Raw genomic sequence first — 13,591 nt, 5'->3', positions numbered from 1 at the left:
GCCGGGCGTACGTTGGAGGAACTCATTGGTGTGATCGGCCAAGCTCTCAGGGCCGTGAGCGCGGAGGAGTGCCAAGGCTACTTCCGTAGCTGCGGATACGCTACAGATGATCGCTAGATGCTCTAGGAATTGCTGCTCCAGTTGTTTGAGCTGCTGGTCGAGCAGGTAGTTGGCCTGGTGGATCACGCATAGGATCGTGTTGGCCGCCACCTCGGCTGAGCCCTTCTCCACATAGGTCCGATATGTCTCAAAGGTCCTGTGTTGTTCATAGGCCAGCTTGCGAACGGCTTGGGCCTGGGGATGGTTCTTGTCCCAGAGTTGCAGACCCTTCTGACGCAGAAAATCCTGGTAGTCCAGCAGGAGTTCCTCCAGGCTCGCCCGGGCCACGCCGGTAAGTTTCAGTTCGGTTTTGCGAGAGGTGCCCGACGCCGCACTGCCTTCGGCGATGTTCTGCTTGCCGCTGCGTGCGGCCTGGACCATCTGGTCGTGCGTGCGGCTGCGGCGGTCGATGAACCGGTCGCAGAAAACCATCGTGGCATCGTAGGCGATTTCCGAAGCTTGGTAAGATTTGAGGTCGCGGTAGCCTCCATGAGGCGGAATGAGACCCTCATCGCTCATGGGCGGCTCCTGGGAATAGGACGAAGAATAGGACTTATAGGACCCATGGGACTTATAACACTTATGATAAACCTCCAGGGCCTTGGCCTGCCAGGTTATTTTCAGGCGTTCTTCTTAGTTCGTTCTTTATAGGCCCTATTAGCTCCTTTCATGTGCCTGAGGTGCGCGATAAGATTCCTGCGAACCCGGGAGTGCCTATGAAACCGGCAATAATAGCTGCAGCCGCGACACTGTCGGCCGCCATCGCGTTCAGCGCCTTTGCGTTTTACAGCCCTTCCATCGCTCAAGAGAAGGCTCCGCCCGGCGCCTCTGCCACCGCCCCGGCGGCCCAGCGCGCGGGATGGGAGTTGGTCTGGGCCGACGAGTTCGGCGACGAGGGCTTGCCCGACCCGAAGAAGTGGACCTACGAGACCGGTTTCGTCCGCAACCAGGAGAAGCAGTATTACACGCGAGCCCGCAAAGAGAACGTCCGCGTCGAAGGCGGCGTGCTGATCATTGAAGGCCGCAACGAACGTTTTCAGAAAGACGGAAAGACCGCGGACTACACCTCGGCCAGCATCACCACGCAAGGCAAGGTTTCGTGGACGTACGGCCGCATCGAAGTGCGGGCCAAACTGCCGCAGGGCAAAGGCGTCTGGCCGGCGATCTGGACCCTGGGCACGAACATCCGCAAGATCGGTTGGCCGCGCTGCGGCGAGATCGACATCATGGAATTTGTCGGCCACACGCCGGACAAAGTGCATGGCACGGTCCACTGGGCCAACACCGACGGCAAGCACGCCAGCCTAGGCCACAGCCTCAAGGCCGCCGAGCCCTGGAAGGATTTTCACATCTACGCCATAGAGTGGACGGCCGACACGATCGACTTCTACTTCGACGGCACGAAGTACTTCACCTACAAAGTCCCCCAAGCCGACCTGCCAACCGGCAACGCTTTCCGCCAGGATCACTACCTGATCCTGAACCTGGCGTTAGGCGGAACCTGGGGCGGCAAGATCGACGACAGCATCCTGCCGCAGAAGTACGAGATCGATTACGTGCGGGTATATCAGCGACATTCCCGAGTTCAGTTCCCGCCGAGCTCTACAATGCGTTTGCGATAGTATCGATAATTCTCCAGCGAGCATTCCTCGGGTACGCCGTGGTCGCTGGTGGGAATGTATCCGCCTCTCTCGCGCATGGGTGGGATCACGCGCTCGAGGTACTTGTCGATCGCCGGCGGGCCCAGGGCGATCACGCGTTTGTCAATGCCGCCGGTCATCACCAGGTTCGGGTATTGCCTGGACTGCTCGACTACGTCGCAGCCGCTGGCGACTTCGAACGGGCTCATCACGTCCATGCCGATCTCTTCCATATACCACGGAATCGTCGGGCGGCAGTCGCCGTCGGTGTCGATCTGGATGTACATGTGGCGCGTCTGGTCGATCTGGCGCGACTTGATGTTGGTGATGAGCTGCTGGTAGTACGGCCACCAGAACTCCTTGAAGATGTCGGGACCCACCAGCGGGCCGTGGTTGTAGCAGATGTCCTCGGCGATGAAGAGCTGGTCGAACGTCGCCAGCTTCTGGTGCGCTGCCGTCACCGCGTCGGCGAGCTTGAGCCACGTGGCCATCATGTCATGCACGACGTCTGGCATGTCGTAGAACGCCAGCATCATGTTCTGCACGCCAAACATCGCCCGCAGGTACATGCCGGCCCCGGCGATGCTCTGATTGACCATCCACCCGCGCTCGATGCACGGGGTGATGCGCTGCATGTGATCGCCCAGGCCTTCGTAGCGGGCGCTGGTCGTCGGGTCGAGGCGTGGCTTGCAGAGTTCTTCCCAGTCCTTGCGGTCGTGGACGGGGAAGTCCATGTACTCGGGCATGAACCCGTTGCGGCGGCCTTTGAAGAACTTGACGGTGCGCCCCGCCCAGTCGCGCACGATGTCGTACTCGTCGAGCTGCTCAACAGTTTTCTCTTCGAAATTGGGCAGGTAGCCCGGCTCGCACCAGCCCAGGCCGCCAAAGCCGGTCAGCCCCGGCGGGTCGTAGTCGAACTCCTTGGCGAAATCGGCGTCGGGGGCCAGGCCTTCCTTGAACCAGCGGTCCAGGCAGTAGTACCCGAACTCCTTCTTATACAGCGGCGCGCCGGGCACCATCGCGTACGCGTCGCGCAGCTTCCGGGCGCCCAGATCCATCTTCTCGCGAGGCACCATCGCATGAACACCGTCTGCTGTGGCCATTGCGGTTTGTCCTTATAAGAGGGAACATGCTCGCACAGAAGCAGCGTTCAGGCAAGGGACTTTGGAGTGCGGCAGCCTTAGCTGCCGCTTTGGAAGTTTTTCGGCGGCCTAACAACTACCAAAGCGGCAGCTAAGGCTGCCGCACTCCATAGGGGGCTATCGGTCGCCATTGCTGCTGTTGACGATCTCGACGTCGTCGCCGAACTCTTCGAGGCCTTCCAGGCGCACGGCCGGCATGACGGCGGTGATGCTGGCGGTCTGACCGTCGTAGGTTTGCGACTGAACGTCGGCGTGGCGGCCGATGTAGTGCATCAGCTTTCCGTTTCCGCAATTGGCTCGCAGCGTCACGTTGACGTTGCCGCCGGTGACGCGGTATCGCACCTCTTCGATTAACCGCTCGACGCCTTTGCCCGTGGCCGCCGAGATCTTGATCGCCTCGGGGTACTTGCGATTGAGCACCATGTGGACGATCGGGTCCATGATCTTGTCGATCTTGTTGAGGACCAGGATGCGGCGGCTGTCGGCGCAGCCGATATCGACGAGCACCTTGTTGACTGCCGCGATCTCGTTCTCGAGCCGCTCGTTGGACGCGTCGGCCACGTGCAGCAGCAGGTTGGCGTGGATGGCCTCTTCCAGCGTCGCGCGGAAGCTGGCGACCAGGTGGTGCGGCAGGTCGCGCACGAAACCGACGGTGTCCGACAGCAGGGCGGTCTGGCCGCGGTCCAGGTCCCACTGTCGCGTGCGGGTGTCGAGCGTGGCGAAGAGCTTGTCGGCCACCAGCACCTCGGCGCCGGTCAGGGCGTTCATCAGCGTGCTCTTTCCGGCGTTGGTGTATCCGACCAGGCAGATGCCGAACGCCTCGCCGCGGCTGCGCACCTCGCGCACCTTGCGCCGGTCGATCTGCTGGAGTTCCTGCTTGAGCCGCTGCGTGCGTTTCTGCACGAGGCGCCGGTCGGTCTCGAGCTGCTTTTCGCCGGGGCCTCGCGTGCCGATGCCGCCGCTGGCGACTTGCCCGCCGGCCGTCCGCTCCAGGTGCGTCCACATGTGCCGCAGGCGGGGGTACGTGTATTCGAGCTGGGCGAGCTCGACCTGCAGACGGCTTTCGCTCGTGCGAGCGTGGGCGGCGAAGATGTCCAGGATCAACTCGCTTCGGTCGATGACCTTGCAGCCGATGATCTCCTCCAGGTCGCGGATCTGCGCGGGGGACAGATCGTTGTCGAAGATCACCACGTCGATCTCGTTCTGGTGCGCCCGGTCGGCGATCTGCTGGGCCTTGCCCGAGCCCAGATAGAGGCCCGGATGGATCACGTGCCGCTTGGCGACGATCTCGTCGGCGATGATTCCGCCTGCCGTGCGCGTCAGCGCTCGCAGTTCCCCAAGCGGGTCCAGTGGGTCCACGGTGCTTCCAGGCAGGATGACCGCCACCAGCAGCGCCCGCTCCGCCTGAACGGATAGTTCGTTCCGAATAGGTTCAACCAATTCCAGTAAGTCCTCAGGTAAAGCAAGGTCCTGTGGCGCAGGGCCGCAGGTACCAAGGGTGCCGTGGCGCGCAGGGCCACAGGCCCGGAGAGCCACGATCCCCGAACTCCCGGCACGCATTCTTCGCCGGGGTCGTGGCGGTCGGGCTTAGTCCTCCCGCCACGTTATTATACAACGTTTCAAGGGATTAGGGGGTTTCATGCGGGTTTGATAAAATCATGCCTATGCGAACGCACGACAAGAAATATCTGCTGTCCCTGATCTGCCTGGCGCTGGCGGCGGGCCTTGCCTGCAATCTTCATCCGGTCGTCGGGCAGGATGCATCGTTGTCGGCTACCAGCCGCCCCGCGACGCAGAACGTCACCCTGACATTCCTGCACATCAACGACACGCACGGGCGCATCCTGGCGTATGGGGCCGACGGAGAAACCGGCGGCTACGCGCGGTTGGCCACGTTGATTTCCCGCCAGCGCGCCGCGGGCAACAGCGTGCGCACCTTTGCAGTCCACGCCGGCGACGTCACCAGCCGCGGCGACGCCCTGAGCGCCCGCCGCCAGGGGATCGCCGACTTTCTGCTGCTGGACCAGATGGGATTCGACGTGATGACCCCCGGCAACGGCGACTTCTACATGGGCGTGCCCATGCTCCGCAAGTTCGCCGGCCACGCCCGCTTCACGATGCTCACCAGCAACGTCACGACCAAAGACGGCCCATGTCTCCTGCGCCCGTACATCATCGAGCGGGCCGGTCCGCTGCGCGTGGCGTTTTTTGGGCTCTGCACGGTTAAGGAGAACGCGCAGACCCGCAAGCAGATCGATGTCGCAAGAGACGTCGAGACGGCCCGCAAGATCGTGCCGCTGCTGCGAAAGCAGGCCGACGTGGTCGTCGCTGTCACGCATATCGGCACCTGGGGCGACCTGGCCTTGGCCCGCTCGGTCGCCGGAATCGACCTGATCATCGGCGGACACGACCACAACCGCATGGACCGCGGCACCCGATCTAAAGGCCCCGACGGGCGCGACGTGCTGGTCGTCCAGACCGGCGACTATGTCCAGCGCCTCGGCCGCGTGGATATGGAGATGCGCCAGGACGACCAGGGCCGCTGGCAAATCGCCTCGACAAAGGCCCAGCTCTTCAAGATCGACAACACGATTCCCGAAGACCCCGCCATCAAGGCCGCCATCGAACGCATCAGCGCCGCCGACTGGAAACCCCCCGCCCCAATCAACCCCGCCGCCATGCAACCCACAACGAGGTCGGCATCCCGCCCCACAGGGCCTGTGACGCGACCAGTGCTCAAGGGTAGTTAGCGGTCGAGCTTGCTCGACGGGTTTTGCGGCGGGTGCCGTGGCGGGAGGGCGAAGCCCGACAGCCACGACCGTGAGCGAGTGGACCGTCGCCCGCGCTGGCAGGAGTCCGGGATCGTGGCTCTCCGGGCCTTCGGCCCTGCGCGCCACGGCACCCGCGATGATGGGAATAATCGAATTGCGCGACTGGCTGTGGTTGTTATTCCACTATTCCAATATTCCATCATTCCAGTTTTTGCCCCGCCAGCGACCTCAGCGGCTAATTACCAGACTACCGCGCGAGCGTCGAAAACGGGTCCATCCGTGCAGCAGAGTTTGAAGCTCCAGCCTTGGGGAGTGTCGGCTTTGATCTTGCACACGCAGGATTGGCACGTGCCCATGCCGCAGGCCATGTGACGCTCGAGTGACAGATAACATTGGATGTTGCGTGAGATGCAGATTTCAGCGACGGCCTTCATCATCGGCTCGGGACCGCAGGTGTAGACGACCAGGTCGCGATCGGGCTGCGGCTGTTGATCGAGCCACTGCTCGAACGGGCGGCTGACCAGGCCGGCGAAGCCCAGGGATCCGTCGTCGGTCGCCACGCCCGCGTCGACGCCCCATGCCGCGAACTCGGCAATGCAGTGCGACGGCAGACCGTCCGGCCGCACTTTGCCTGCCGGCAAGAGTCGCAGCGGCAGCAGGCACGAACTTCGTGAGCCGTTGAAGGCCACGGTCTTTTTGCCTGCCGCTTGCAGGGCGGCCGCCAGGTACAGCATCGGCGGAATCCCCACGCCGCCGCCGATGAGTGCGGCCGCGGGCTTGCCGGCGTCGATCGGGAACGCGTTGCCCAGCGGGCCCAGCACGCTGAGGCTCTTGCCCGGCGTCACGCCGGACAGCCATGCCGTGCCCGTGCCGCTGATGCGGTACAGGATGTCTAGCTCGACGGCGCCGCGGGCGTGGTCGCGCCGGCCGGCCAGGCTCAGCGGGCGGCGCAAGAAAGGCTCGCGGTCGGTCAATTCCGCCTGCGTGAACTTGGGGGCTTGGCCCGGCGGCCACTCGACCACGTGGACGCCTTCACGCTCGCCGGGGTATCGGCACTGGAGCTGGACGAACTGCCCCGGCCGCGAGGGCGGAAAATGCGGCACGTCGAGGATCAGGCGGTAATGGCCGTCGCAAACCTGCTCGTTGGCCAGCACCTCGCCGGTAAACGTGCCGCGCGGTGATGCGGAAACTTTCGACATGCCTGCATGGTATGAAGCGAGGCGGGAATTTCCAACCGGAAACCGGGTGCTAGCCGCAGAGGTCGCTGAGGACGCTGAGGAAAGATTGGAGAAAGAAGCTAAGGGGTGCCGTGGCGGGAGGCCTTCAGGCCGACAGCCACGACTGGCGCTAGCCCCCGGGGATCGTGGCTCTCCGGGCCTGCGGCCCTGCGCGCCACGGCACCCGGCAGATTGCACGCTGCTCTTTCACCTCATCCGTCTCTGTGTCTCTGTGGTAGTTTCGATGGCGGGGGGGCCACGATTGACACCCGCGGCGCGCGGTCTTACCATCCGTGCAAAGGAACGATCTTATGGCCGCGAAAAAGGACAAATCGCAGGACGGTTCCAAGAGCTGGCAGGCGCGGCTGACGGCGCAGGCTGACGCGGTGACCGCGCAGTTCGTCGCCAGTCTCGACGTCGACCACGACCTGTGGCCGTACGATATCGTCGGCTCGATTGCCCACGCTCAGATGCTCAGCGAGGTCGGGCTCATCAGCGAGGGCGAGTTCCGCCAGATTCGCCGCGGGCTCAAGAGCATCGCCAAGGCCATTGCCGGCCGGCAACTGCCCATGAGTATCGAGCTCGAAGACATCCACATGGTCATCGAGAAGGCGCTGATCGACCGCATCGGCGCCGCCGGGGCCAAGCTCCACACCGGACGCAGCCGAAACGACCAGGTCGCCCTGGACCTGCGCCTCTGGGCGCGCGACGCGGTGGACGACATCGCCTCGGCCATCACGAAATTGCAGAAGGCGCTGGTGACGCTGGCCGACAAGCAGGGTGATATCGTCATGCCCGCCTACACGCACCTGCAGCGGGCCCAGCCGATCGTGGCCGGCCACGCGCTGCTGGCGTACGTCGAGATGCTCCAGCGCGACGCCGATCGCCTGGCCGACGCGCGGGTTCGGATCGACGTCTGCCCGCTGGGCAGCGGGGCGGTGGCCGGCACGAGCCTGCCGCTCAACCGCGCGCGGACGGCTGAGCTGCTGGGCTTCGCGGCCGTCAGCCGCAACAGCATCGACGCCACCAGCGACCGCGACTTTCTCGCGGAACTCTGCTTCGACTGTGCGCTGCTGGCCGTACACCTGTCGCGATGGGCCGAGGACTGGATCGTCTACTCGACCACCGAGTTCGGGTTCATCACGCTGGCCGACGCGTACTGCACCAGCAGCTCGATGATGCCCCAGAAGAAGAACGCCGACACGCTCGAGCTCATCCGAGGCAAGGCCGCCACGGCGATTGGCAACCTCGCCGGCATGCTCACGCTGCTCAAGGGCCTGCCCCTGGCGTACAACCGCGACCTGCAGGATGACAAGCGATTCGCCTTCGCCAGCGTCGCGGCGATGAAGCAGGCCTTGGCCGTCGCGGCAGGGGTGGTCTCGACGACGACCTTCAACGCCGACCGAATCGCTCGCGATCTCGAAGCCGGATTCCTCGACGCGACGTCGCTGGCCGAATACCTCGTCGGCAAGGGCGTGCCCTTCCGCCAGGCCCACGGCATCGTCGGCCGCCTCGTCGCCCGCGCTGAACAGCAGGGCGTGACGCTCGCGCAGCTCCCGCTGGAAACGCTGCAGGAAGCCTGCCCGCAGGTGACGTCCGACGTGCAGGCCCATCTGGGCGCCGCCAACGTTGTATCGCGTTATAGCCCAACCGGCGCCGCCGGCGCAAAGCAACTACGCCAGCAACTCAAGTTCTGGAAGGGGCGACTGCGATAATTTGCAGAAATGTGTTGGCCACTACTGACCCTGTCTTTATAATGACATTAATGTCATTACAAGGACACGCTCATGAAGACAATTGACGTATCAAGAGAGGCATTCAATACAAGTCAGGCAAGCCAGATCATAGAGGCGACGCCGAGGCAAATTAGGTATTGGGACAAGATAGGCTTGGTGAAACCTTCCATTCGCTCTGCGATGGGCAAAGGTTCGCGGCGGCTTTTTTCATACAAAGACTTGCTGGCGCTCCAGACGGTTAAGCAATTTCTTGACGAAGGCCTCACTCTCCAGCGTGTTGGCAAGTGCGTCCAGTTCCTCCGGAAGAAGCTGCCGGAAATTATCCAACCGTTGGGATTTTGCAGGCTGATCAGCAGCCCGGACACGATCCATTTGGTAACTGACAAGAGCAATCTGATGGATACAGTCATGAGTCCCGGCCAATACCGCTTCTCTCATCTTGTGGACATTGCGGGTCTTGAGCATGATCTGCGTCGGAAAGTCATTGCCATGAGTGTTCACCGCGTGGAAGAAGTGGCTGTGGGGGATTTTTCCTATCAGGTGGAAGTTGAAGCGGACGTTGATGAGGGAGGCTATGTTGCCACGGTGGCCGGATTGCCAGGATGTATTACCGATGGCGATACATTACAGGAGACGCTTGCCAACGCCAAAGATGCGATTGAAGGGTGGCTTGAGGCGCACGAGGATCTGAAGCGGCAAGGCATTCACGTCTCGATGAAACCGCAGCAGCGCAAGCGCATACGGGCATGAGGAACACCCGTGCCCAAGCTTGTGCCCCGTCCAACTAATCGTGTCCTGAAGGCGCTCGAACGAGCGGGATGGTCTCTTCGGGCAACAAGCCCCGGAGGTGGGCACCATATACTTGTTCATCCGAACTTTCCGGGTATCGTGGCTGTGCCGCGACATCCAATGACACGGAAGAAGACCTTGGGCAAGATAATCAAGCAGGCTGGGCTGACATTGCCGGAATTCGAAAAGCTCTTCCGATAATAGAGCATGCGAGAACTGGATTTCATCGAGTGGATTTATGGGCGCAGCCGGTTTGACTCCGGCGTGGTGCCCGTCGGGCCGGGAGACGACTGCGCGGTCGTTAAGATCGGCGGGCATGATGTGCTCATCACCGTCGATCAGGTACTCGACGGCGTGCATTTTATGCTCGACCGCGACGGGCCTATGGCGGCAGGTCGCAAGGCCATGGCGCGGAACCTTTCGGACATCGCGGCGATGGCGGGCGTGCCCACGGCCGCGGTCGCCTCCGTGGCCCTGCCGCGGGGGATGAGCGAACTGGACTGCCAGGCGATCTACGCCGGCCTGCGCGAGGCGGGCGACGCGTTCAACTGCCCGCTGGTGGGCGGAGACGTCGGTTCGTGGGCGGACAAGATGGCCATCAGCGTGACGATCATCGGCCGCCCAGGTCCGCACGGGGCCGTGCTGCGCAGCGGAGCGCGGGCCGGCGACGCCATCTGCGTCACCGGCAGCCTGGGCGGCTCGTGGCGCGGCGAGAAGCACCTGACGTTCACTCCGCGCATCGCCGAGGGGCTCGACATCGCCCGGCGCTGCGACCTGCACGCGATGATCGACATCTCCGACGGCTTGGCCGCCGATCTGCATCACATCTGCAAGGCCTCGCATTTCGGCGCTGAGATCATGGCCGCCGACATGCCCGTGGCCTCCGACAGCACCCTCGACGGCGCCCTGTCTGACGGCGAAGATTACGAACTGCTCTTCACGCTGCCGGCAGGTCAGGCCGCGGCCCTGGTAGCTCAAGGCGCCGCCGGCACGAGCGCCACGCGGGTCGGCACGATCACCATGGCTCCCGAGGTGGTGTTGATCGCCCCCGACGGCGGCCGCACGCTTCTGCAACCCAAAGGCTGGCAGCACAGCACATGAACGCCCGCGCGCGAGAAGAAGTCTTCACCACTGATAGCGTCGAGGCCACGCAGGCCCTGGGCGCAGAGCTTGCCGCGCGATTCACCAAAGGCGACTGCGTAGCCCTGATCGGTCCCCTCGGCGCCGGCAAGACCGCCCTGGTGCGCGGCCTGGCCGCAGGCCTGGGCGTGGCCGACACCCGCGTCGTCTGCAGCCCGACCTACGTGATCGTCCACGAATACTCCGGCCGCCTGCCGGTCTATCACCTCGACCTCTACCGCCTCGGCGGCCCGGAAGAGTTCGTCGATCTGGCCGTCGAAGAAATGCTCGCCGAAGGCGTAGTCATCATCGAATGGGCCGAGCGAGCCGGACAGTACCTGCCTCAGCGGCGCTGGCAAATCGAGATCGAAATCACAGCCCCAGAACGTCGACGGTTTCTACTGACGCACTGACGAGGGAACGAATTGTCCATTAAAGCGGTACGGCCTGTACCATAATTACCTTTCCTTGCACTTTGTTGTACTTTTCACAGCGGTTTCGGCATCTGGCCCCCGGTTGTGGTATGCGCGGACCCATATAGTCGAGATTCTGTTCTACATGCCCGCCTCATCGTTCTGCGATTGCAGCCCGCACCCCGCGCTGTGGCTCGTTAGCGGGTTGATTGGACTGGGGGATGATGCGGTAATAGAATGTCATCTTTCAACCAGTTGACCAGTTAGCGAGCAAATGGGTTCCACCGCACCGAACATCCTTTTGATCCTTTCCGACCAGCAGCACTTTGGCACGCTGGGCGCGGTCAATGAGCGGATCCGTACACCCGCGCTGGACCGCCTCTGCGCCGAGGGCACGCGGTTCGACCGGGCGTATTGCCCCAATCCCACCTGCACACCCACGCGGGCCAGCCTCATTACCGGGCTCTACCCCTCGCAGCACGGGGCATGGGCACTGGGGACGAAACTGCCCCAAAGCGTGCCAACCGTAGGCGAGGCGCTGAAAGGCGCGGACTATGACACGGCCCTGATCGGCAAGGCGCATTTTCAGCCCCTGGCCAGCCGGCCGCCATGGGAGTCGATCGAGTGCCAGCCGACCCTGCGCGACCTGGATTTCTGGAGGAATTTTCACGGGCCCTGGTACGGCTTCGAGCACCTCGAAACCGCCCGCATGCACGGCACCGAATCGCACGTCGGCGGGCATTACGCCCTCTGGATGCAGGAGCAAGGCCTGGAGAATTGGGCCGACTACTTCGACTCCTATCCCGTCAACGTCGCCCGGCGCGGCAGCTTCGACCGCGACGGACATTGGACCCTGCCGGAGCGGTTCCACTACAATCGCTGGATTACGCAGCGGTCCGTCGAGGCGATCCATCGCGCGCAGGACCGGGGGCGGCCGTTCTTCCTGTCCGTCAACCACTTCGACCCCCACCCGCCATACGTCGTTCCCAAGCCCTGGGCGAGCATGTATCGCCCGCAGGACATGGCCCCCGGCGCGCTGACGCCCGGCGAGCACGACCGAAACCCCCGCCACTTCGCGATGACTCAACAGCACGATCCGGACTTCCAGGCCTTCGGCGACGCGTGGGTGCATGGCGGCCACAGCCATCTCGTCGACCGCCAAACGCTCCAGCGGCAGATGGCCGTCTACTACGGCATGGTCAGCTTCATGGACGCGTGCATCGGCGAACTGCTGGCCACGCTGGATGCGCTGGGCCTGACCGAAAATACGCTGGTGGTTTTCACCACCGACCACGGTCATTTTCTCGGTCAGCACGGTCTGACCGCCAAGGCCATTCATCACTATGAAGACCTGATCCGCGTGCCGATGATTGCCCGCTGGCCGGGACGAATCCCCGCCGCCCGCGTCAGTTCCGCCCTGCAGAACCTGGTGGATTATTCCCCCACCTTCCTGGCGGCCGCGGGTCTGGATGTGCCCGAAGCGATGACCGGCGTGAACCAGTTGCCCGCCTGGCAAGGCGCCGGGGCGGTTCGCACGTGGTCGATAACGGAGAACCACCACGGGCGGCGGCATTTCCACATGCGCACGTACGTCGAAGATCGCTACAAGATCACGGTCTACGCCCGCGGCGACGAAGGGGAACTCTTTGACCTGCAGGAAGACCCCGCCGAACTGAACAACCTCTGGTCCGACCCTGCCGCCGCGCCGGTCAAGTCACAACTCCTCCAGCGGTTCCTCCAGGCAACGATGCAGTACGAACATATGCCCATGCCAAGAATCGCCGGGGCATAAGGCGCCCAACCGCCTGGCAAGCACCGCTCTTCGGCGAACCGCCGGTTGAAAGCGGTTGTCCGGGGCGATATAACGCCTGTCGTGACACGTTGCGATGGGACGACATCTTCGACGGATAGGCCCGCGGCCGGCAGGGCGCGGTTTGCCGCGACGCGCTGGAGCGTCGTCGTGGCGGCGCAAGGAGACGCCTCGCTGTCCAGTCGCCGGCGCGCTCTGGAGGAACTCGCCCAGGCCTACTGGTTCCCGCTCTACGCCTTCGTCCGCCGCAGCGGCGAGTCGGCCGACTCGGCTGAGGATTTCGTGCAGGGCTTCTTCGCCCGCCTGCTGGAGAAGGACTTCCTGGCACAGGTGGATCGTTCCAAGGGCAGGTTCCGCTCGTTCCTGCTGGCGGCCATAGGGCACTACATGTCCAACCAGCGCGCGATGCAGCGGGCGATCAAACGCGGCGGCGGAAAGAAGATCATCCCCCTCGATTCCGGCGACGCTGAGGCACGCTACCGGCTCGAGCCGGTAGAATCCATGACGCCCGAGCGCCTGTTCGACCGCCGATGGGCCCTGACGGTGCTCGACCAGGCGCTTGCCCGCCTGCGGGAGGAATACACGGCCGCCGGCAAAGCCGAACTGTACGCCACAGTTGAATCGTTCCTGACTGCCGATCGGGAAAAGGCCGATTACTCCGCGGCAGCGGGGCGGCTGGGCTGGCCCGAGGGCACCGTCCGAGTGGCCGTGCATCGTCTGCGGCGGCGCTACCGAGACCTGCTGCGGTCCCAGATCGCCCAGACGGTCGAGACGCCCGAACAGGTGGAGGAGGAAATCTCCCATCTGCTGGATTGTCTGTAACATTCCGGCCGCTGATGCGTCTCTGTTAAGTAG

13 protein-coding genes are annotated in these 13,591 nt (G+C 63.6%); 9 read left to right on the top strand and 4 right to left on the bottom strand.

Going from position 1 to position 13,591, the window contains the following annotated elements:
• Window positions 1-618, bottom strand: a 618-nt coding sequence (locus ABFD92_01960; protein MEN6503281.1) for a four helix bundle suffix domain-containing protein, incomplete at its 3' end; no start/stop codon positions are given.
• A 197-nt stretch (window positions 619-815) separates the two neighbouring features.
• Between ABFD92_01960 and ABFD92_01955 the strand changes: the two genes are divergently transcribed.
• Window positions 816-1,721, top strand: coding sequence for a glycoside hydrolase family 16 protein (locus ABFD92_01955; protein ID MEN6503280.1), 906 nt, complete (start codon window positions 816-818; stop codon window positions 1,719-1,721).
• Here the strand turns inward: ABFD92_01955 and ABFD92_01950 are convergent.
• Both ABFD92_01950 and hflX read right to left on the bottom strand, forming a co-directional pair.
• Window positions 1,685-2,842 carry a uroporphyrinogen decarboxylase family protein gene (locus ABFD92_01950; GenBank protein MEN6503279.1) on the bottom strand — a complete coding sequence of 386 codons (1,158 nt, stop codon included), beginning with the start codon at window positions 2,840-2,842 and terminating at the stop codon, window positions 1,685-1,687. The two genes, ABFD92_01955 and ABFD92_01950, sit on opposite strands and share 37 nt — an antisense overlap.
• 156 nt (window positions 2,843-2,998) lie before the next feature.
• A complete protein-coding gene (gene hflX / locus ABFD92_01945; protein MEN6503278.1) occupies window positions 2,999-4,321 on the bottom strand; it encodes a GTPase HflX in 1,323 nt (440 codons plus the stop codon).
• A 218-nt stretch (window positions 4,322-4,539) separates the two neighbouring features.
• Between hflX and ABFD92_01940 the strand changes: the two genes are divergently transcribed.
• A complete protein-coding gene (locus ABFD92_01940) occupies window positions 4,540-5,631 on the top strand; it encodes a metallophosphoesterase (GenBank protein MEN6503277.1) in 1,092 nt (363 codons plus the stop codon).
• A gap of 260 nt (window positions 5,632-5,891) precedes the next feature.
• Here the strand turns inward: ABFD92_01940 and ABFD92_01935 are convergent, their stop codons facing one another.
• Window positions 5,892-6,851 (bottom strand): dihydroorotate dehydrogenase electron transfer subunit, encoded by a 960-nt coding sequence (locus tag ABFD92_01935; protein ID MEN6503276.1) that lies wholly within the window; start codon window positions 6,849-6,851, stop codon window positions 5,892-5,894.
• Between the two features lie 329 nt (window positions 6,852-7,180).
• Here ABFD92_01935 and argH point away from each other — a divergent pair, with 329 nt between their 5' ends.
• The 7 genes from argH to ABFD92_01900 all read left to right on the top strand — a co-directional run bounded on the left by argH (window position 7,181) and on the right by ABFD92_01900 (window position 13,558).
• Window positions 7,181-8,584: an argininosuccinate lyase gene (argH, locus tag ABFD92_01930; GenBank protein ID MEN6503275.1), complete on the top strand. Its 1,404-nt coding sequence runs from the start codon at window positions 7,181-7,183 to the stop codon at window positions 8,582-8,584.
• A 72-nt stretch (window positions 8,585-8,656) separates the two neighbouring features.
• Window positions 8,657-9,355 carry a MerR family transcriptional regulator gene (locus ABFD92_01925; GenBank protein ID MEN6503274.1) on the top strand — a complete coding sequence of 233 codons (699 nt, stop codon included), beginning with the start codon at window positions 8,657-8,659 and terminating at the stop codon, window positions 9,353-9,355.
• 9 nt (window positions 9,356-9,364) lie between these two features.
• The gene (locus ABFD92_01920; GenBank protein MEN6503273.1) at window positions 9,365-9,595 is read left to right on the top strand and encodes a type II toxin-antitoxin system HicA family toxin; all 231 of its coding nucleotides are present in this window, start codon (window positions 9,365-9,367) and stop codon (window positions 9,593-9,595) included.
• A gap of 6 nt (window positions 9,596-9,601) precedes the next feature.
• On the top strand, window positions 9,602-10,495 hold the full coding sequence (locus ABFD92_01915) for a thiamine-phosphate kinase (protein MEN6503272.1): 894 nt from the start codon (window positions 9,602-9,604) through the stop codon (window positions 10,493-10,495).
• On the top strand, window positions 10,492-10,926 hold the full coding sequence (tsaE, locus tag ABFD92_01910) for a tRNA (adenosine(37)-N6)-threonylcarbamoyltransferase complex ATPase subunit type 1 TsaE (protein MEN6503271.1): 435 nt from the start codon (window positions 10,492-10,494) through the stop codon (window positions 10,924-10,926). The genes ABFD92_01915 and tsaE overlap by 4 nt, the downstream gene beginning before the upstream one ends.
• Window positions 10,927-11,200: 274 nt before the next feature.
• Entirely contained in the window at window positions 11,201-12,718 is a 1,518-nt protein-coding gene (locus ABFD92_01905; GenBank protein MEN6503270.1) for a sulfatase-like hydrolase/transferase, read from the top strand.
• Between the two features lie 168 nt (window positions 12,719-12,886).
• The gene (locus tag ABFD92_01900) at window positions 12,887-13,558 is read left to right on the top strand and encodes a sigma-70 family RNA polymerase sigma factor (protein ID MEN6503269.1); all 672 of its coding nucleotides are present in this window, start codon (window positions 12,887-12,889) and stop codon (window positions 13,556-13,558) included.
• Window positions 13,559-13,591: the final 33 nt, after the last annotated feature.

The sequence above is a fragment of the Planctomycetaceae bacterium genome (assembly GCA_039680605.1).
Classification (GTDB): Bacteria; Planctomycetota; Phycisphaerae; order SM23-33; family SM23-33; genus JAJFUU01.
Note: the sequence above shows the minus strand (reverse complement) of the source record. Positions and strands in the feature narration are given on the sequence as shown.

What these genes read in the sequence shown, in the direction of transcription:
- ABFD92_01905 (MEN6503270.1), top strand. Translation starts at nt 11,201, where the DNA reads ATGGGTTCCACCGCACCGAACATCCTTTTGATCCTTTCCGACCAGCAG.
- ABFD92_01955 (MEN6503280.1), top strand. Translation starts at nt 816, where the DNA reads ATGAAACCGGCAATAATAGCTGCAGCCGCGACACTGTCGGCCGCCATC.
- argH (MEN6503275.1), top strand. Translation starts at nt 7,181, where the DNA reads ATGGCCGCGAAAAAGGACAAATCGCAGGACGGTTCCAAGAGCTGGCAG.
- ABFD92_01950 (MEN6503279.1), bottom strand. Translation starts at nt 2,842, where the DNA reads ATGGCCACAGCAGACGGTGTTCATGCGATGGTGCCTCGCGAGAAGATG.
- ABFD92_01925 (MEN6503274.1), top strand. Translation starts at nt 8,657, where the DNA reads ATGAAGACAATTGACGTATCAAGAGAGGCATTCAATACAAGTCAGGCA.
- tsaE (MEN6503271.1), top strand. Translation starts at nt 10,492, where the DNA reads ATGAACGCCCGCGCGCGAGAAGAAGTCTTCACCACTGATAGCGTCGAG.
- ABFD92_01935 (MEN6503276.1), bottom strand. Translation starts at nt 6,851, where the DNA reads ATGTCGAAAGTTTCCGCATCACCGCGCGGCACGTTTACCGGCGAGGTG.
- ABFD92_01940 (MEN6503277.1), top strand. Translation starts at nt 4,540, where the DNA reads ATGCCTATGCGAACGCACGACAAGAAATATCTGCTGTCCCTGATCTGC.
- ABFD92_01915 (MEN6503272.1), top strand. Translation starts at nt 9,602, where the DNA reads ATGCGAGAACTGGATTTCATCGAGTGGATTTATGGGCGCAGCCGGTTT.